11 protein-coding genes and 2 pseudogenes are annotated in these 18185 nt (G+C 71.5%); 8 read left to right on the top strand and 5 right to left on the bottom strand.

The features are described 5' to 3' along the window. Positions 1 to 129: 129 nt before the first annotated feature. Positions 130 to 1371 (bottom strand): NAD(P)/FAD-dependent oxidoreductase, encoded by a 1242-nt coding sequence (locus ACGFZF_RS33020; RefSeq protein WP_393560519.1) that lies wholly within the window; start codon positions 1369 to 1371, stop codon positions 130 to 132. Between the two features lie 500 nt (positions 1372 to 1871). On the opposite strand from ACGFZF_RS33020, the gene ACGFZF_RS33015 reads away from it, so the two are divergent. The 3 genes from ACGFZF_RS33015 to ACGFZF_RS33005 all read left to right on the top strand — a co-directional run bounded on the left by ACGFZF_RS33015 (position 1872) and on the right by ACGFZF_RS33005 (position 5807). Further along, positions 1872 to 3083 (top strand): 4-hydroxybenzoate 3-monooxygenase, encoded by a 1212-nt coding sequence (locus tag ACGFZF_RS33015; RefSeq protein WP_393560260.1) that lies wholly within the window; start codon positions 1872 to 1874, stop codon positions 3081 to 3083. 201 nt (positions 3084 to 3284) lie between these two features. Next, the gene (locus ACGFZF_RS33010) at positions 3285 to 5009 is read left to right on the top strand and encodes a methyltransferase (protein ID WP_393560258.1); all 1725 of its coding nucleotides are present in this window, start codon (positions 3285 to 3287) and stop codon (positions 5007 to 5009) included. 378 nt (positions 5010 to 5387) lie between these two features. Continuing rightward, positions 5388 to 5807: a hypothetical protein gene (locus ACGFZF_RS33005; protein WP_393560256.1), complete on the top strand. Its 420-nt coding sequence runs from the start codon at positions 5388 to 5390 to the stop codon at positions 5805 to 5807. Positions 5808 to 6122: 315 nt separating this feature from the next. On the opposite strand, the gene lanKC is transcribed toward ACGFZF_RS33005, so the two are convergent. Next, complete coding sequence (gene lanKC, locus ACGFZF_RS33000; RefSeq protein WP_393560254.1) at positions 6123 to 8720, bottom strand: class III lanthionine synthetase LanKC; 2598 nt, start codon at positions 8718 to 8720, stop codon at positions 6123 to 6125. 507 nt (positions 8721 to 9227) lie between these two features. Between lanKC and ACGFZF_RS32995 the strand changes: the two genes are divergently transcribed. The 3 genes from ACGFZF_RS32995 (at position 9228) to ACGFZF_RS32985 (ending at position 12209) form a co-directional block, all read left to right on the top strand. Further along, positions 9228 to 9503: a hypothetical protein gene (locus ACGFZF_RS32995; RefSeq protein WP_393560253.1), complete on the top strand. Its 276-nt coding sequence runs from the start codon at positions 9228 to 9230 to the stop codon at positions 9501 to 9503. After that, a complete protein-coding gene (locus ACGFZF_RS32990) occupies positions 9500 to 11152 on the top strand; it encodes a cation acetate symporter (RefSeq protein WP_393560251.1) in 1653 nt (550 codons plus the stop codon). The genes ACGFZF_RS32995 and ACGFZF_RS32990 overlap by 4 nt, the downstream gene beginning before the upstream one ends. Before the next feature lie 292 nt (positions 11153 to 11444). Beyond that, entirely contained in the window at positions 11445 to 12209 is a 765-nt protein-coding gene (locus ACGFZF_RS32985; RefSeq protein ID WP_393560249.1) for a maleylpyruvate isomerase family mycothiol-dependent enzyme, read from the top strand. Between the two features lie 21 nt (positions 12210 to 12230). Here ACGFZF_RS32985 and ACGFZF_RS32980 read toward each other — a convergent pair. Both ACGFZF_RS32980 and ACGFZF_RS32975 read right to left on the bottom strand, forming a co-directional pair. Then, positions 12231 to 12317 (bottom strand): annotated as a pseudogene (locus tag ACGFZF_RS32980) (IS5/IS1182 family transposase); the annotation flags it as partial. A gap of 35 nt (positions 12318 to 12352) precedes the next feature. Next, on the bottom strand, positions 12353 to 13702 hold the full coding sequence (locus ACGFZF_RS32975) for a M64 family metallopeptidase (protein WP_393560247.1): 1350 nt from the start codon (positions 13700 to 13702) through the stop codon (positions 12353 to 12355). A 138-nt stretch (positions 13703 to 13840) separates the two neighbouring features. Between ACGFZF_RS32975 and ACGFZF_RS32970 the strand changes: the two genes are divergently transcribed. Next, positions 13841 to 15181, top strand: coding sequence for a tetratricopeptide repeat protein (locus tag ACGFZF_RS32970; RefSeq protein ID WP_393560245.1), 1341 nt, complete (start codon positions 13841 to 13843; stop codon positions 15179 to 15181). A gap of 466 nt (positions 15182 to 15647) precedes the next feature. Here ACGFZF_RS32970 and ACGFZF_RS32965 read toward each other — a convergent pair. Next, a pseudogene (locus ACGFZF_RS32965) lies at positions 15648 to 15814 on the bottom strand (IS5/IS1182 family transposase); the annotation flags it as partial. A gap of 252 nt (positions 15815 to 16066) precedes the next feature. On the opposite strand from ACGFZF_RS32965, the gene ACGFZF_RS32960 reads away from it, so the two are divergent. Continuing rightward, complete coding sequence (locus ACGFZF_RS32960) at positions 16067 to 18031, top strand: FG-GAP-like repeat-containing protein (RefSeq protein WP_393560243.1); 1965 nt, start codon at positions 16067 to 16069, stop codon at positions 18029 to 18031. The last annotated feature ends 154 nt before the right edge of the window (positions 18032 to 18185 follow it).

Here is an 18185-nt window from a genome sequence, read left to right as displayed (position 1 = left end):
GAATACTCTGTCACGCGGGGCGTAGTTGATCAACGCGCGCGATGACTCATCGGCCCGCTCGCTTGCGAGCCCGCGGCGGCGGGTGACGTGGCCCGCTTCCGCGCCTCTGTGGGCAGCCGAAGGCCGGGATCAGGCCGCGTCGGGTGCCCGGTGGTGGCTCATCCGTTCCTGCATGTGGCCGAAGAACTCGTCGGGCGGGGTCATGCCCGCCGTGACCCTGACGAACTCGTCGCGTGCCGACGGGCTCTGCGACACGGCGAGGAGTAGCTGCTGCATCTCCGGGGGCGGCGGTTCCATCGTCGCGAACTGGGCCGTGAACTCGTACATGCCCATGACCTGGGCGTCCCTCGCCTCCTGCCAGGCCCGCATCGCCTCGTCGAAGGACCGGCGGCCGGTGAGCACGTCGTCGAGTGCGCGAGTGCACCGCTCCGCGTCACGGAACGCGTCCTGGATGCCCTGGGCGGTGATGGGGTCCTTCAGATATCCGGCGTCGCCGACCAGGGCCCATCCGGGACCGTAGGGCGTGCGGAAGTAGTTCGGGATGGCCGTCCCCACGAAGCGTTCCGCCTGTTCGCCCCGGGCGACCCGCTCGGCGAGCGCCGGAGCACGGGCCAGCGTGGCGTGGAAGTTGCCTTCGACGTCGTCGCGGTTGGCCTCGAAGTCATGCATGGGCCAGCCGCAGATGAGCATCGTCTGGTCCTCGTTCGTGGGCCACGCGGCGCAGGCGCGGTCGCCGCGGTCGTACGCCTCGTACGTGCCGTGCATGGGCAGGCCGGCCCAGTACGTGTAGTAGTAGGCGTTGATCTTCGGCTTCTCCGCGTAGCCGGTGGCATGCGTCGCCCTCGCGACGGAGGAGTGGACGCCGTCCGCGCCCACGACGACCCGGGCGTGGTCGACGGCGGTGTCGCCGCCCTTGTGGTGCCCCTTGATCCCGGTCACGGTCGCCCCGTCGAACAGGAGCTCCTCCACCGTGAAGCCCTCGCGTACCTCGGCACCGGATTCCGCGGCTGCGTCGATGAGGATCTTGTCGAGGACCGTGCGGCGCGGCGCGTACGCGGCTTCGAATCCCTCGCCGGCCGGCGACCCGACGATGGAGAACGGTCCGAGGTCGAAGGCGTACGTGTCGATGGGAGGACACCCGCTCGCCACGACCTGATCCAGCAGTCCCCACCGGTCCAGCGCGGCCAGACCGGGGGGATGGATCAGGTGTGTGGAGATCGTGTCGCTCGGGAACGTCGCCCTGTCGACCAGGAGAACGCGGTGACCCTGACGAGCCAGGAGCATCGCGGTCGGTGCGCCGGCGCAGCGTGCGCCGACGACGATCACGTCGTGGTGGTTTCCGTCGCCGGCCGTGCCGGCCGTGCCGCCCATTGATCTCACCCGCCGATCGGACGCATCGCCCGGGAGCGGGTGGCCGGACGAACGGAATGCCGGACGAACGGAAGGTCCCCGCCTCCGCGGGCTGCGTGTCCTTCCAGGCTAGAACACCGTCGCCCTCCGGTCTCGCGGTCCGCCCTGGTACCGGCCCCGGCACCGGTGCGACATGATCGGGCAGCCGGCCGGCAGCGTCACGAGGAGAGCCGCCTGGCGGACAGGACCCCAGGTCAGGCGCCTCGACGAGGTCGGCGGTGCCGTGACGGCAGCCGACGGGGGCGCGCGGCCCCGGCCGCCTTCCGCCCGTGTCCCGGGCGGCGGGGCCGTCGCTCGCGCCCGGCCCGTCCGAGGGACGGATACGGCCTTGGGCACACGTTTCACGGGTCTCGGGTGGCGATCCGGTTCGCCCCCGTGAGGGGAGAATCCTTTTCGCACCATGCGGCATTCGGGTGATATACGGCCGTCCGTATATTTTTGAGTGCCTATGATCCACTGTTGTGACAGAGAGTCAGTACGCCGAGGTCGCGCAGGACTCGGCTGATGTGGTCATCCTCGGGGCCGGCCCGGCCGGCCTGGTCCTGGGGAACCTCTTACTGCGCAGCGGCATCGACTGTGCGGTGCTCGAACGTGCCGGTCGTGACCATGTCCAGAACCGGGCACGGGCGGGCTTCCTCGCCGCGAACACCGTGCGGATCCTGGAACGCAACGGTCTGGACGAGGGGCTGCGGCGGCGCGGGCAGGAGCACGGCGTCTGCGAGTTCCGCACCGACGACGGCCGCTTCCGCCTGGACTACCGACGGCTCGGCAGAGGTGACCCGCACACCGTCTATCCGCAGCACGAACTGGTCACGGATCTGCTGGCGCAGTTCATCGATGCCGGGGGGCGGATCCGCTTCGACACCGAGGCGGTCGTCGTGTCCGACGCGGACGGCCCCGCGCCCTCCGTGACCGTACGGGAGGCGGACGGGCGCCCCGGCCACTGGCGGGCACGGTACGTCGCCGCCTGCGACGGCCGCCACGGGGCGGGGCGGCGCTCGCTTCCGCCCGGCGCGGTCCACCGCCACCACCGCGACCACGGTGTGTCCTGGCTGGGGCTGCTCGCCGAGGCGCCGCCGAGCCTGGACGCGGTGGGCTACGCGGTCCACCCGCGGGGATTCGCCGGGCACATGGCCCGCTCCGCCGAGATCACCCGCTACTACCTGCAGTGTGAAAGCGGAACCGAGGCCGACGGCTGGAGCGACGACCGCATCTGGGACGAACTCGACCTGCGCATGCGCGCGACCTCGTACGGACACCTGCTCCGCGGCCGGATCGTCCAGCGTGCCGTCGTCGACCTCGAGTCCGACGTGCTCGAACCGCTGCGCCACGGCTCGCTGTTCCTGGTGGGCGATGCCGCCGCCCTGATCAGCCCGTCCGCCGCGAAGGGCGCGAACCTCGCGGTGCTGGAGGCGGAGATCCTGGCCCAGGCCCTGACCGATGCCCTCGCTCACGGCGACCCCGAGCCGCTCGCCTCCTACTCGGAGCGGTGCCTGGCGCACATCTGGCGTGCGCAGGAGTTCTCGCACTGGATGATCCGCCTCCTGCACGCCGCCCCGGGTACCGAGGGCGCCTCCCTCTTCCAGGAGCGTCTGCGCCGCTCCCGCCTCGCCTCGCTGCGTACCTCGCGCACCCAACAGGACTGGTTCGCCGAGAACTACGTCGGCATCTGACCGTCCCCCTTCTCCTCCTCCTCTTCGTCCCGTTCCGGGCCAGGCCCCGGGCTGCCCGTGCACCGTGCACGGGCAGGCTCCGGGGGCCGGGCCCGGGCCTCCTCCTCCACCCACGGACAGGGAATGCGCTCCGAACCTCCCTTCACCATGCCCGCGACCACGGCGTCGGCCACCAGGACACCCACGACACCCACGACACCCATGACCACGATCCGGGCGAACGCCGGCGACGACGCGGAGCGGCTGAGCGCGACGGCCGGATTCGTCCGGGAGCAGGACACGTCCGTCCTGCTCTCGCGCGTGCTGCCCGGACTCGACGGTCCCGAACTGCGGGCACTGACGGATCAGTGCCGCTTCGCCCACGCCGCCGTGCTCGTGTTCCCGCCCGACGAGCACGCGCTCCGGACGGACCTGGCGGCGTGCGGGCTGTCCGCGGAAGCGCAGGCGCAGCCCAGCGTCGTCGTGCGCGACCGCCTCGCCTCACGCCACCGCCGCGATCCCGCTGACCTCGACGTGAGGATCCTCCGTCCCGTGGTCCGAGGCCCCGCGGACGAACGCCGGGCGGTCGAGGTGTTCGCGCTGACCGTGCCACCGGGTTCCGGACTGTCCCGGATCGCCGAGGAGGAACGCGGCCGGGACCACGAGGCGCACCTCGCCTTCGACGTCGCACGGCCCGACCCGCTGGTGCTGCGGGGGCTGTTGGCGAGCTTCGCGCGGCACGGAGCGGCTGCCGACGGAGGCGGGTACAACCCGCACGAGGACGGCACCGTGTTCTACTTCACCGCCCCCGCCGACACGAAGACCGCGTACCGGCGCGTCGAGCTCTACGCGGGCGGAGACCATCGTGACGTACTGACCGAGCACCTCGGGCGGCCTCTCGCCGCCGCGGGGCACGCGGGACCGCCGGGCGAACCGCAGCCGGCGGAAACGCTTCTGTGGCTGCTGACCGGAGCCTGGACCACCCAGGCCCTGGCGGCGTGCGCCCGGCTCCGGCTGCCGGAAGCCATGAACAGCCACACCGGGATCGACAGTTCGGAGCTGGCCCGCGCCGTCGGCGCCCACCCGGAGAGCCTGGCGACCCTGCTGCGGTACCTCGCCATGCTGGGCGTGGTCTCCGAAGGCCCCGACGGATTCCGGCTCACCGGCGTCGGCGCGCTTCTGGACGCGGAGACCCCGGGATCGATGCGGCCTCTGGCGCTGATGTACGGCGGCCCCTTCTACGAGTCCTTCGCCCACCTGACCCACACCGTGCGCGGCGGACAACCCGGCTTCGAGCACCTCCACGGCGAGAACCACTTCGACCACTTCGCCCGCGACCCCGAACTGGCCACCCTGTTCGACCAGTCCATGGCGTCGAGCGCCGTCATGTTCGATCCCCTCCCCGCGCACCCGGTCCTCACCGCCGCTGCGACCGCCCCCGGCCGACCTCGCACGGTGGTCGACATCGCCGGCGGCACCGGAGAACTCCTCGGTCGCATCCTGACCGCACACCCCACCCTGCGCGGCATTCTCCTCGAACGCCCTCAGGTGCTCGCGGCGGCGCGCACGTACCTGGCCGCCACCGGGGCCGGCGAGCGGTGCCGATACCGGGCGGGCGACTTCGCGGACGTCCCCCCGGGCGGCGACGTCTACCTCCTCTCCCGGGTCCTGCACGACTGGGACGACGACCGCTGCCGGAGCATCCTGCGCCACTGCGCCGACGCCATGCCCCGGCACGCGGACCTCCTCATCGTGGAACGCCTCCTGCCTGCCGGCACCGCCCCCTCGCTCGCCACGGCGTGGGACCTCCACATGATGTGCAACACCGGAGGACGCGAGCGTACGGCCGACCACTACGCCCGTCTGCTCGAAGAGCACGGCCTCGAACTCGCCGGCCACACGCCCCTCGCACTGGGCGCCCACGCCCTCCACGCCCGCCGGTCCTGAGGCGCCCGCCCACCCGGAGGGCGCTCCGGCGGCCTCGGACGATCGGGTGCCCGGACCGGGCAACGCCCCCTCCAGGCACCCGACTCGACGACGAGACTCGTTGACCGCTCCACAATGGATCGCGTGCATCATTGAACGGTGTGCAAAGACGGCACTCCGACTTGCGGGCAGGATCCAGGAGTGCTGGTCTGGAAGAAGGAGGGGGCACCTGGCACGAGTGCGGGCCCGCATACGCAGTGCACCGCGGATTCAGACGTCGTCGAGACCATGAGGACTCCGATGCCGGTCCGGCTGCACGGGACTGCCGGTCGAGCTGCCACCCGCCACCGGAGGTTCACGATGACACACACCTCTTCGGTCCGCCGTCCGCTCCGCCTGATGACGGCCTTGTTCCTGACGGTCGCGTTGACGTTCTCCCTCTCCGTCCTGCTGACGTTCACCTCGGCGAAGCAGGCATCCGCCCTGTGTGTCGCCAGTGGGTTCGCGGGAACGTGGCGTTCGTCCGACGACAGACTGAGCCGCATCGACATCTGGCATGGAGAGGACTGCCGCCTCTACGCCAGAGCCTGGTCCACCTGCGAGCACGATGCGACGCGCGACTGCAAATGGGCTGGATCGAAGGAGCTGAAGGCCACTGAGTCGAGGAACTTCCGGTTCTTCTACTACAACTGGAGCAACGCGAACGAGGTGCTCCAGCTGAGGCTGAAGGACAAGACCCACCTGTCGGTGTGGGACCACACCGACTACCACTCCGGCAAGAAGGTCAGCTTCACCGTGCCGATGGTGAAGAGCCGCTGAGGGCGTGTCGGCCCGGAGCCGGGGCGGGAGCGCGACCGGGCCGGGACCGGTGGCAGGACCACCGGTCCCGGCCCTCCACGGGTGCCGGCCGGTTACATCGGCTCGGGGAAGATGTCGCTCATGCTCCAGGCGACGCTGAAGCAGGGAGGGAGGGAACAGGCCTCCGGCTCGGTGTCCAGGGTCTGGAGCGCGAGGATCTGACTCATGGATGCTCACCACCATTTCTCGGGGTTGTGTCGGTTGTGACCGCAACACCTCGGCACGGAGCGGTCTGCCGCCGTGCCCAGGGGTTCAGGGGACGCCCGCCGGGTGACGTCAGTGCACTGCGGGAATCCGGGGACGCGCGTGGTGGGGCTCCGTCAGGAGCGGCCCGGCCAGCAGGCGGTGGAGGGCCAGCAGGACACCGGCTCCGCCACTGGACAGGTCGGCGGTGAACCGCTGCGAACCCGCTCCGAGGAAGCGGACACCGCGCCGGTACGGGACGGCGTACTTCAGCAGGCCGGTCGCGGCGCGCACGGCGTCCCCGCGGGCCGCGTCCGTGCCGGTGAGCTCGGCGTACCCGGTCAGGCACCAGGTCAGTCCGGCCAGCCCCCGGTACAGGCCCGCCTCCTTCGTGGCGCAGGAGACCCGGATGCCGGCCACCAGCCTCGGCAGCGCCGCGGCGCAGCGTTCGTCCGGCGCGGTGGCCACGTAGCGTGCGAGCACCGCCGCGACGCCGGCCGCGCCCGTGGCCAGGTACGGCATGGCACGGGTGACCCGCGCGTCGTCGGAGAGGGACAGAGTGCCGTCGTCCAGCGCAAAGGTGCGGTCCAGCTCCTGGTGGAGCAGCGCGCGCCCCGCCTCCAGGTAGCGGGCCTCGTCGGTGTGGCGGGCCAGGCGCTGGAGGAAGAGGGCGAGTCCCGAGCGGCCGTGCAGCAGGCCGCGGGCGTCGTGCTCGCCGAGGGTGGCCGGCAGGTCGGGGGTGCGCAGCAGGCGCTCCCCGGCCGCGGCGGCCCGCTCCAGGTGGCTGCTCTCCCCGGTCAGCCGGTGCAGGGCGAGCCAGCCCAGACCGACCCCGGCCCGCCCGCCGGCCAGCGTGCCGCAGGAGGCGCTGAGCGCGTGGTCGTCGGCGTCCCGGAGCAGGTCGACGGCCTCGTCCAGCAGGCCGAGGCCGGCCAGTACCCGTGCGATGCCGGCCGAGCCGACGAGCAGCCCGGGGGGCAGCGCGTCGCGCTGCGCCAGCGTGTCGCGGCGCAGCCGTTCGCGGATCTCCTCCGGCACCGCGGCCCCGGCGCGGTGCAGGGCGTGCACCACCCCGGCCGTGCCGTAGGCCAGGCACACGTTGTTGGTCCGGAACGCCTCGGGCGAGGGCGGGAAGGCCCACTCCGGGCGGTCAGCGTCAGCCATCTCCAGCAGCCCCGCGGCCACTTCCTCGGCCAGCCGGGTGAGGCAGCCGCGCGGATCGCCGTCCAGCTCGGTGGGGGAGGGCAGGTGGCCGGGACCGCCCCGGTCCCGCGTCGGGTCCTCCGCCGGATGGAAGGCGGTGGCCCGCTGCCACAGGTCCCGCGGCGGAGCCACGTCCGCCAGGTCGCGGCGCAGCAGTACGAGGTTGGCGGGCGCGTGCGCGGCGATCTCGTGGAACGGCGCCAGGAAGGCGAACGCGACTGCCGACATGCCGTACCGGTCATGCAGCAGCGGATCGGAGTCGGCCCGGAGCATGCCGGGCGGCGGCGTGAACCCCGGAGTGCCCATCCCGGAGGGCGCCGCGGACAGGGCCGAGGCCGCCTCGAAGTCCACCAGCCGGACCTCGCCCGACGGTATGACCATGACATTGCCCAGGCTGAGGTCGCCGAACCGGTAGCCGGCGGTGTGCAGCCGCTCCAGCGAGGCGTCCAGCGAGGCCAGCAGGTGCCGGCACGCCTCGTAGTACGCGGCGACGGACTCGGCCGTGCGGTCGGCGCGGGCCAGCGGGGAGGACCGGCTCAGCCAGCCCACCAGCGGCTGTCCGGCGACGTACTCGGTGACGAGGAAGTCGTGTTCCCACTCCGTGAAGTGGTCCAGCGGCTCCGGGCCCACCCCGGGGGCGGCCTCGTGCAGCTCGCGCAGCACGCCGTACTCGTGCCGCAGCCGCTGCTGAGCGTCGGTCCCGTCGAGGACCAGGCCGTTGTGGGCGCGGGCCTCCTTGACGAAGACGGTGCGGCCGGTCCGCCGGTCCCGGGCCTGGTACGTGCCGCCGGCGTTGCTCAGGCGCACCGCGCGGGTCACCTCGTAGTCGCGGATCAGGATCGGGCCCACGTGCGGCCGCTCCTCCTGCTCGACGAAGGGGTCCGCGATCCCCTCGGGCAGGTGGAAGGCGGGCAGCCGCAGGTCCACGACCTCGCGGCCGGAGCCGTCGCGGACCAGCCCTTCCCGCGTGCCGTCGGCGCGCAGCCGGCTGCGGGAACCGAAGGAGCCGTAGCGGTAGTGGACCGTCCGTGAGTCGCGAAAGCGCCGGTCGGTGAGGACGTACGGCCCCTCCTCCCCGTCGAGCGCGTCGCGCAGGCGCTCCAGCAGGCGGCGGGCCGTCGCCGTGTCCGGCGGGTAGACGGCGCAGAACTTGCCCGCCTGGGCCCGCCCGGCGTGTTTGTGATGGAGGAACAGGAAGAAGAGCCGGGCGCTCAGGTGCTTGAACGGCACGCCCTCGGAGAAGCAGATCCCGGCGACCGTGTCGAGCACGTGCTGCGCCCGGTCCAGCCGCGCCGACACGTGGATCTTCCAGCCCTGCTCGGCGAGCCCCGTCCGCGGCCCGCCCCAGACCTTCCAGATGCCCTGGGCGGCGCCGCGCAGGCCCGGCGGCACCTCGCCGGGAGCGAAGCGCGGCCCGGGGTCGGCCACGCTGGGCAGCGGCAGGTAGTACTCCCGGTCCGCGAGCGCTTCGCCGAAGCCTTCGAGCACGGAATCTCCTCGCAGGGTGGTCGTGGGCGGCCATGACGGCTGTGCCGGACGCTAGGACCTGCGGGTATGGAAACGGTTCGCCGGCGGCATGCCACCGGTATCGGGCAGGAACGCCCGCGACGAGGTGCGCACGCATGTCGCTCATGGCGGCGACCGATGGCATGGGACGGGAAGCCGAAGGGCTCCTCCCTCTAGATACGTGACTGTCAGTTCCGTTATTGTCCCCGTCACGCCGGAACGGCACTGACGGTCGTCGTGACGGAGATGTCAACGGCCCCATGGGCACCATCGGCCGGCTTCAGGCTCGCTCCTCGTTCCGGAGCGGCATGCCGTCGGCCCGAGCAACACCCCGCCGTCATCTGCGTAAAGGGCGATGGACACGCGCACCTCAATCAGCAGCCGGGCACGCCGCAGAGCGCCGGCGGCCCACTTCCGAGTCACACGAGCCGAGCCGCCGTCAGCCACGCCCGATCATCCCGGTCCGCCCAACAACGTACGGAGACCGCCATGACCCACCCGCACGCCCCCCGCCTTCATCATCGACCGCGGCCTCACCGCCCCGGTGCGACCTTCGCCCTGGTCAACGGATCCGCCTTCGCCCTGCACGTGCTGCTCGCCTGCTCCGCAGCCGAGTTGATGGCCACCCGCGTGTGGGGGGAGACCAGCATCGGCGTGCCGGCCCTGCTCTTCCAGGGCTCCCTGCTGGTGTGGACGGCGGCGCGGTACGAACGCCGTGCGGACGGCCGCCCGGCTCCTCATGAGGACGGGGAAGAGAGCAGATGAGTCCGCGGATCCTGGCGTCCGCGCCCGGCGCCCTCGACAGCGACACACAGGCTTTCGTCCTGGTGGGCTTTCTGGCGCTCATCATCCCCATCCTGTTCGTCTGCGTCCTCAGCGGCCCCGAGCGGGACCGGATCAACGACTTCTACACAGCGGGCCGCAGGCTGAAGCCCCTGCGCGGGGCCCTCGTCCTGTCCGGCGTCTACCTGCCCGCGGCCGTGGTGCTCGGCACCACGGGAAGTGTCGCGGTCTTCGGCTACGACGGGCTGTTCATCGCCCTGTGCACCGTGCTGTCGCTCGGCGTGCTCCTCCTGCTCGCGCGCCCCCTGCGCGAGCACGCCGGCTACACCCTGGGCGACACGTTCGCCCTGCGGGCTCCAGGGCCGGGGGCGAGGGTGGCGAGCGCCGTCGTGACCTTGAGCGTGTGCGTCCCCGTTCTGGTCGTGCAGCTCTCCGGCGCGGGCGTGACCACCACGGCGCTGCTGGGAGTGACCGGGCCCGGACCCGAGAAGACGGCCGTCGTCATGATCGGCGCACTGGTCGTCTGCGCCACGGTGTTCGGCGGCATGCGCGGCGCGATCGTCATCCAGGTGATGAAAACGCTGGTGCTGCTCGGCGCCGCCCTGACGGTGGCAGCGGTGCTGCTCCATCGATTTCACTGGAGCGCCGATTCCTTGATCGACGCCGCCGCACAGGGGAGCGGCCGGCCCGCCGGCTATATGCGCCCCGGCCTCCGCTTCGCCGCGAGCAACGACCTCGAAGGCACGCTCGACTTCGTCGGCCTGGTGATCACCATCGTGCTGGGAGTGGCGTGCCTGCCGCACGTCGCCATGCAACTCGGCACGGCTTCCGACGGTGCCGCCGCGCGTCGTACGGTGCGGCACACCATCGGCATCGTCGGCGCGTTCCTCCTCACGGCTGCGCTGATGGGCTTCGCGGGCGCCGCGTTGATCGGCGCACCGGCGATCCTGGCCGCGGACCCCGGCGGCAACAGCACCCTGCTGCTGCTCACCGGCGAACTGGCGGGCGGCTCCTCGACCCACACGAACGGGGCGCTGCTCGTCGTCCTGGTTTCCTGCGCCGTGTTCCTCACCACGCTGGCCGCCGTGGCGAGCATCACCCTGGCGGCCGCGGGGGCGATCGCCCACGACCTGTACACGAAGGCCCTGCGCCGTGGGCGCACGACCGAGGGCCGGGAGGTGGCCGCCGCCCGCCTCGCGTCCGCCGGGGTCGGAATGCTGAGCATCCTGCTGGCCGTCCGGGTGCAGGGATGGAATGTCCTGTTCCTGACGACGCTGTCCCTGGCGGTGGCGGCCTCCTGCCTGCTTCCGGCGCTGGTGTACTCCCTCTTCTGGAGCGGCTACACCCGACCCGGGCTGCTCTGGACGCTGTACGGGGGCCTGGGCTGCACCGGCGGACTCCAGATCTCCAGCCCCGTCTTCTCAGGCGCCCCCTCGGCGCTCTTCCCGGAGTGGCACATCGACTGGTTCCCGCTGGAGACGGTCGTCCTCGTGTCGATTCCCGCCGGCTTTCTGTTCGGCTGGCTGGGCAGCGTCGTGGGAAGGCAAGGCAGGAAAGGAGGGCAAGGAGGTTCGGGACAGCCGGGCCCTCGACGGGAGCCTCAGGTCACGGAGCACGACTGGTCCGCGTGACCGCACGGCAGCCGGCGCCGGCGATCCGGCCGAGCGGGCCACTGTCTCGCTGTCCCAGCCGGTGGGTGCGACGACAGCGGTCTGGCGGCCGGGTTGCTCCCGGCCCCGCGTTCTTCCTTCGCGACCCCGGGTCGGGGCAGCGTCCAGAACACTTCTCCGGTGGGAAACGGCTACTTCGAGGGTGACTGCCCCTCCCGGAGCCCGTGTTCATGCTTCAGAGCGCCCGGCAGTAGGCGTGCCGGGCGGTCTTAATCGAGTGTGAGAGTCCCGGTCCGGGTGATACAAGGTCTGCGTGACTGAGCATCTCTACTTCCCCACCCTGCTGCGGATGATCGACGAGCGGTCCGCCGCGTTCCGCGCCGCCGTCGCCGCGGCCCCCAGCCTCGACGCCGATGTCCCGTCCTGCCCGGGCTGGACGCTGTACGACCTGGCGAACCACCTCAGTGAGGGGGACCGCTTCTGGGCCTCCATCGTGCTGAACACCGCGCCGGGCGACGAGCGGCCGAGCAAGGACGGGCTGGCGGCGCCCAGGGAGCGCGAGGCCCTCATATCCTGGCTGGCCGACTCGACGGAGCAGCTGCTTACTGCTCTGCGCGAGGCCGGCCCGGACCGGGGCTGCTGGGCCTGGTGGGAGCCGCTGGCCTCGCCGCACACGGTGGCCGCCGTGGCCCGTCGCCGCGTCCCGGAGTCGCTGATCCACACCTACGACGCCCAGCTGGCCTCCGGTACCCCGCAGGAGCTGCCGACGACCGAGGCGGGCGACGCCATCGAGGAGTTCCTCGCCACCGTCTGCACCGGCACGGTCCCGTGGCCGGGCGAGCCCGCCACCATGGACTACCACGCAGCCGAGGCCGGTTCCTGGCGCCAGACGGTGGACGCCGCCGGTTCCCGCTTCACCCGCCTCACCGCGGCGGAGGCCGCCGAGAGCAAGCCCACCGCCGCCATCTACGGCACGGCGAGCGAGATGGCCCTGCTCATGTACATGCGCATCCCGGCCGGCTCGCTGCGGATGGAGGGCGACGCCGACCTGCTCCAGCAGCTGCAGGGCTGGGGCTGAGACCCCGGCACATGGATACGTGAGGCGTCGGGTGGTGGGGTGGCCGTCCCGGCGGTAGCGCGGGGTCGCGCGGCGGATGAGCATACGCAACGTGACGATCGCTGCGCTGGTCTGCGAACCGCGGCGTACGCCCGCCGGAGCCGTCAGAGCCGGATCGTCCAGCTGACGGTGGACCTCATCGTTCGGGCGATGCCGCGGTCCCGCACCGAAGGTGTGCGGTCCTCGGCCGTGAGGGACAGTGTGTGCTTCCGGAGGTCGAGCAGCCGCAGGGCCAGGTCGGACACCCGTACGCGGTCGCGGCCCACGAGAGACTTCAGCTCCCGCCCGTCCAGGTACCAGCGGATGGTGAGCTGACGCCCGTCCGCCCCCGTCAGCCGGGGAACGAGGGCCTTGGCGGTGTCGCCCGCGCGGAGGGGACGTTCGGTGGATGTGAGGGGGGAGGCGATGCGCGCCTCGCGGTAGAAGCCGGCGATCATCGCCTCCACTCCAGGCAGGTTGAAGGGCTTGCCGAGGGAGCGCATCAGGGAGTCCTCGGTGGGGCGCCGCAGTCCGGTGGCGTAGTAGCCGCCGCCTTCGTACGCGCCGACGGTGCCTCCGTCGGGGGACTGCTCGCCGAGCCAGCGGTGCCACTTGGCGCCCCGGTCGGCCATGGCGTCGGCCGTGAGGGTGGTGATGTTCGAGTCGGCGGGCTCGGGGCCCAGGTAGCGCTCGTAGCCGGGGTAGTCGGCGTAGAAGTACTCGTCGGCGAGCTTGCCCAGGGAGTGGCCGGTTTCGTGGATCGCGACCTGGCCGGACTTCTCGTTGCCCGCCGAGGCCGTGGAGATGCCCTCGTAGCCGAGGGTCTCGCTGGGCTCGTTGTAGCCCGCGCCGCCGTACTTGGTGCTGTTGGCGAGGACGAGCACCAGGTCGGCCTCCGGCGCCTTCGCGACGTATCCGTCGACCTTGTCCTGGTCGACGCAGAGGAGCCGCTCGATCTCGTCGCACCAGAAGTACGAGCCGAGGGCCGTGTCCCGGAGGGTGTCGGGAGAGGGGTCGCCGGAGACGCCGGACTGGTTCGAGACGGCGTCGACGGTCCAGACGTTGAAGAGGTTGCGGTAGGTGGTGTACGGCTCGACGGCCGTCAGCTCCGACCACTTCTTCTGGGCGTCGGCGTGGAAGCGGGGCAGTTCGGCGACGGTGTAGCCGTCTCCGACGACGACGATGTCGAGCCGGTCGGCGGTGGGGCCGTTGTCGACGATCTTGGCCACCTCGCCGTCGGCGGCCACCTCGGTCGACGTCAGGCGGGCGGCCGGTCGGTTCCGGCCTTCCGGCGGCACGTGCGTGTGGCCGGAGCCGGCGAACGTCCCGTCTTCAGGCCCCGGTATCTCGACCTCGACTCCGGCCGTGCGAGGTGCGGGCGGCTCCGCGGCGGCGCTGCCGGGTGCGGCGGCGAGTACGGCCGTGAGGGCGACGGCCACTCCGACCGCCATGGCCGCTCGTCGTGCTGAACGCATGAAATCAGCCCCTTGCCAGGCGAGTTAAGGGCAGGAGTAACCCTGCTGAACAAGTCGCTTAACCTAGGGGGAGGGCGAAGGTGTGCGCAATGCCTACTGCTTCTGGATACTGGGCAGTTCACGAACCAGGGGGTCCTGATGGACGATCCGGCCGCGATCGGCCGCCGGGTGCAGCGACTGCGTGCTCAACGCGGGCTGACTCAGAGGCAGTTGGCCGAGCCCTCATACACCCCCGCGTACGTGTCGACGCTGGAGTCGGGCAAGGTGAGGCCCTCGGAGACCGCCCTGCGCTTCCTCGCGGAGCGGCTCGGCACGTCGTACGAGGAGCTGGCCACCGGCAGGCCCGCGCACCTCGCCACGGAACTGCGGCTCGACCTCGTCGACGCGCGCCGGCAGCTGGCCACCAGGACCGCGGAGGAGGCCGCCGTGCGCTATCGGCGCCTCCTCACCGACGCGGAGCACCTGGAGCTCGTGCCCGAGCAGGCCGAGGCGCTGCTCGGACTCGGCGACTGCGCCCTGGAGACCGGTCAACTGGTCGACGCGGGGCGCCACTTCCAGGCTGCCGAGCGGCTCCTCGCCGATGAGCCGCTGCCGCGCCGCGTACGCGCGATCCGCGGCCGTGCCGTCGCGCACCTCCTGGCCGGCGAGCTGCGTTATGCCTGCTACCTCCTCGAGTCCACCATCGACGAGCTCGGCGCGAGCGGACTGGCCGACCCCGAGGCGCTGGTCGTCCTGTACGCCGCCGTGATCGGCCCGTACATGGACATGGGCGCCCACGCCCGTGCCGCGCACGCCGCCGAGCTCGCCCTGGCGCTGGCTCCGCAGGTCGACGACCCGGCGCTGGTCGCGGGCATGCACCGGCAGGTGGCGCGCACGCTCCTCGCCGAGGGGCGCATGGCCGACGCGGACGCCTCACTGGCCAAGGCGCAGGCGATCTACCAGCAGCTGAGCCTGCGTACCGATCTCGCGCACTGCCACTGGATGCGCGGCTACGTCCAGGCCCAGAACGGAGAACTGGCATCAGCCGAAAGGGAGTTGCGTGCAGCCCGGGACATGCTGAACGTCAGACGTGCGGCGTTGTTCACGGCGCAGGTGGAGGTGGAGCTGGCCGATGTCCTCCGGCGGCTCGGACGGCACGACGAGGCGTCGGAGCTGCTCTCGGCGTTTCTCGAACTGGGTGACCGGCACGGCGCGGTGCACGCGGGGGGTGCGCACCGGCTGCTCGGGCTGATCGCGGAGGAGCGGGGGGACGCCGAGACCGCCGAGGAGCACTACGTCATGGCCCTGGGGCTGCTGGAGCGCAGCGGAGCGAGCGGCGACCTGGCCGACCTGTGCCGTCTGCTGGGCGACCTTCTGCGCCGCGGCGGCCGTACCGAGGCAGCCCTGGACGCCTACCGTACGGGGCTGGGCCACCGGTCGGCCCCCGGCACGACGACGCTGGGGCCGGCTCCGACGGCACCGGTGTTCCCGCGGCGCTGAACGAGCAGCCGACCGTGCCCTTCGACGAGTTCTTGACTTCGTCGCGGATCGGCCGGCGGGAGGAACGCCGGGTGGCCCACGGCAGGAGGGGCCGGAGTACGCGAAGGGGAGCAGCCCCGCACCGTCGGCCTCCAGCTGCTCTGGGCGGGGCTCGGGACCGATCTCCCACAGCCGGGCCAGTACCTCGGCGCGCTCCGCCTTCATGGCCAGGAGGTCGTAGTCGGAGTCGGCGCAGTCGGGCTCCAGGATCCAGATCGTCTCGTCGAGGACGCCCCCGCCGTAGGTGTCGACGAGATCCTTGAGGTCCTCCGGCAGAGCGCTGCCCAGGCGGGCCTCGACCTCGGGCCAGGCCTGCGGCTGACGCTCCGCCGGTGGCGGGACGATGTGGGTGAGCTGTTCCACGTCAGGGTGCATCGGGGTGTCTCTGGGGGAGGGCTCAGGGCTTGGGGACGTCCAGGATGGTGAGGCCCCGGTCGACAGGATTCGGACCTGTCAGGTCCCCCTTTTCAGAGCCCGCATGTTCACCGAGTCGATCGCACATCTCGACCAGTCCAGCTCGCCCCGGGAGCCGTGCTCGTCGAGCACCAGGTGCTGCAGCTTGGCCCGGACCCTGGCCTTCGACCACCCGCTGAAACAGCTCCCACGACTCATCCGGCACCAGCCGCTCAACGATCCCTGCGACGCTCCACAGGCTACCGAGCCAATCGAGACTGCTTCGCAGAAGGATCTTGAATGATCTAATGATCGACGGCCCGCAGGCGTCGGTCGTCGTCTTTGCCATGGCTGTGGCGAGATGAACGATCCGGCCGGGCGAGGCTCGCCCCCATGCACCCCCGCCGAGGGGTGCATTTTTCTCGTTCGACGGCAAGGGATGTGAAGAGCTGGATGAGAAGACCTTCCATAGCAGTGGGCTCGGCCGCGCTGTGCTTCGCTCTGCTCGGCCTGTCCACGGGCACCGGTAGCGCGACCGCCGCGCCTGGGCAACCAGCAGGGACGGCCGCGGCATTCGACGGCACGGCGGATGCGCCGACCATTGAGGCGGCCGAACCGGGCACCGGTGCCCGTCACGACTACAACGGTGACGGCCGCAGCGATCTGGCCGCCTGGTACGACTACGCGGACGGGCACGACGCCGTACGCACCTTCCTCGCGGGCTCGAACGGCGCCTTCGCCGCGCCCGGGGTGGGCTGGGAGACCCCCGCAGGCAGCTACTGGGTCGAGAACATGAAGCGCCTCACCGGCGACTTCAACGGGGACGGTGTGGGCGACCTCGCGGCCTTCTACGGTTACGAGGACGGCCGGGTCACCCTGCTGACCTGGCTCGGCCGTGGAGACGGCAGATTCGAGAGTCCTCTCCATTCCTGGACCGCGGCGCCGGGCAACTGGAATTTCGACGCCATGACCGCCCAGGCCGGCGACTTCAACGGGGACGGCCGTGACGACGTCGCCGTCTGGTACGCCTACGGAGACGGCAGCGACAAACTCTTCACGATGCTCGCCCGCTCGGACGGCGGTTTCGGCGCGCACCTCGCCTCCTTCGAGCGGGCCCCTGGGGATGGCTGGTACGTCAACCGCATGAAGTTCGCCACCGGTGACTTCAACGGGGATGGTCGTGACGACCTCGCGGCGCTGTACGGGTACCGGGACGGCAGCGTGAAGCTGATGTACTGGGCCGGGCGGACCGATGGCGGGTTCGCCGAGCCCGTACACGGCTGGGAGTCCACGGGCTGGACGTTCCGGCAGGCGAGTCTGCACGCGGGTGACTTCGACGGTGACGGCCGTGACGAACTGGCCGCCTGGTACGACTACGCGGACGGACACGACGCGGTGATCGGCTTCCGTCTCGGCACGGACGGGAAGTTCGGCGCCCGGCGGGACATGCTGGCCCTCCCGGCCGGCTCGTACGATCGTTCGCGTATGAAGATCGTCACCGGTGACTTCAACGGGGACGGCCGCGACGACCTGGCCACCCTCTACGGCTACACCGACGGACGGGTGAAGACGATCACCTTCACCGCCAAGTCCGACGGTGACCTCAACAGTCCCCTGCACAGCTGGGAGTCCGCGCCCGGCAACTGGACCTTCAGCCAGGTCCACATGATGGAGGGGTACACCAGCCCCTCCCTGCTGCCCTACTGCCCCGCGGTGTTCGGGCACGGCGGGTGGCCCCAGGAGGTGGGAGGCTGGCAGGAAGACCAGATCCGTGCGGCGAACCACCCCCGAGGCCTCGCCCAGGAGAAGAGCTGGGGCGCGGCCGGGGTGGAGGCCGACCTGCGGCTGACCAAGAACGGCTCCAAGGCCGTGATGTGGCACAACAGAACCACCTACGGGCTGACCGGATCGTCCGATTCCATCTCGGAGCTGACGTGGGCGAGCGGGCCGAACCCGCTCGATGGACGCACCATCACGCGCGGCCCTTACACGGGTGAGACCGTGTACACGTTCCGCGAGTGGCTCGACAGCGCCAAGGCCCTCGGCATGGTCGTGTTGGTGGAGGTGAAGGCGGAAACGAAGGAGTCTCTCCTCAGCAGCGACTCGTCGATCCGGGAGACGGCCTGGAACGAGGTGCTCGCACCGATCGCGGAGCGCATCGCGTCCCAGGAGATCATGATCTACACGGATGACAAGGACCTGGATCCGGTGCTCCGGAGCCGGGTCGGCGCCGCAGGCCTCTCCGCGGCCCTCACCGGCTTCCCCGACTGGTACGACGTCGTCGACTGGCAGGAGCCGCCCCCGCCGGCCTCCGGCAACTACGGCTCCTGGCAGCGGGCGCTGGACGCCGATGCGACCCGTCTGGCCACCTCGTGGACGCCGGGCCTCACCGACTGGATGGACGGACGCTGCGTCTGACGTTCGCACCGGGCCGCGGGGGGGGGGGGGGGGGTGCCCCCCCCCCCCCCCCCCGGGGGCCGCGCCGCCGGCCCCCAGCCCGGGGGGGACATATATGGGGGTACGGGGGTATACAACACAGGTCAACCCCACAACTCCACCCCCGGGGGCGGGG

It is taken from the genome of Streptomyces sp. NPDC048338 (assembly GCF_043201055.1).
GTDB lineage: Bacteria > Actinomycetota > Actinomycetes > Streptomycetales > Streptomycetaceae > Streptomyces.
The sequence above is the reverse complement of the archived record's forward strand: the minus strand, read 5'-3'. Positions and strand labels throughout refer to the sequence as shown.

Bases quoted from the DNA above. Each gene is read 5' to 3' on its own strand.
- ACGFZF_RS33020 (WP_393560519.1), bottom strand. From the start codon at position 1,371: ATGGGCGGCACGGCCGGCACGGCCGGCGACGGAAACCACCACGACGTG.
- ACGFZF_RS33010 (WP_393560258.1), top strand. From the start codon at position 3,285: ATGACCACGATCCGGGCGAACGCCGGCGACGACGCGGAGCGGCTGAGC.
- ACGFZF_RS33005 (WP_393560256.1), top strand. From the start codon at position 5,388: ATGACGGCCTTGTTCCTGACGGTCGCGTTGACGTTCTCCCTCTCCGTC.
- ACGFZF_RS32995 (WP_393560253.1), top strand. From the start codon at position 9,228: ATGACCCACCCGCACGCCCCCCGCCTTCATCATCGACCGCGGCCTCAC.
- ACGFZF_RS32990 (WP_393560251.1), top strand. From the start codon at position 9,500: ATGAGTCCGCGGATCCTGGCGTCCGCGCCCGGCGCCCTCGACAGCGAC.
- ACGFZF_RS32975 (WP_393560247.1), bottom strand. From the start codon at position 13,702: ATGCGTTCAGCACGACGAGCGGCCATGGCGGTCGGAGTGGCCGTCGCC.
- ACGFZF_RS32970 (WP_393560245.1), top strand. From the start codon at position 13,841: ATGGACGATCCGGCCGCGATCGGCCGCCGGGTGCAGCGACTGCGTGCT.
- ACGFZF_RS32960 (WP_393560243.1), top strand. From the start codon at position 16,067: ATGAGAAGACCTTCCATAGCAGTGGGCTCGGCCGCGCTGTGCTTCGCT.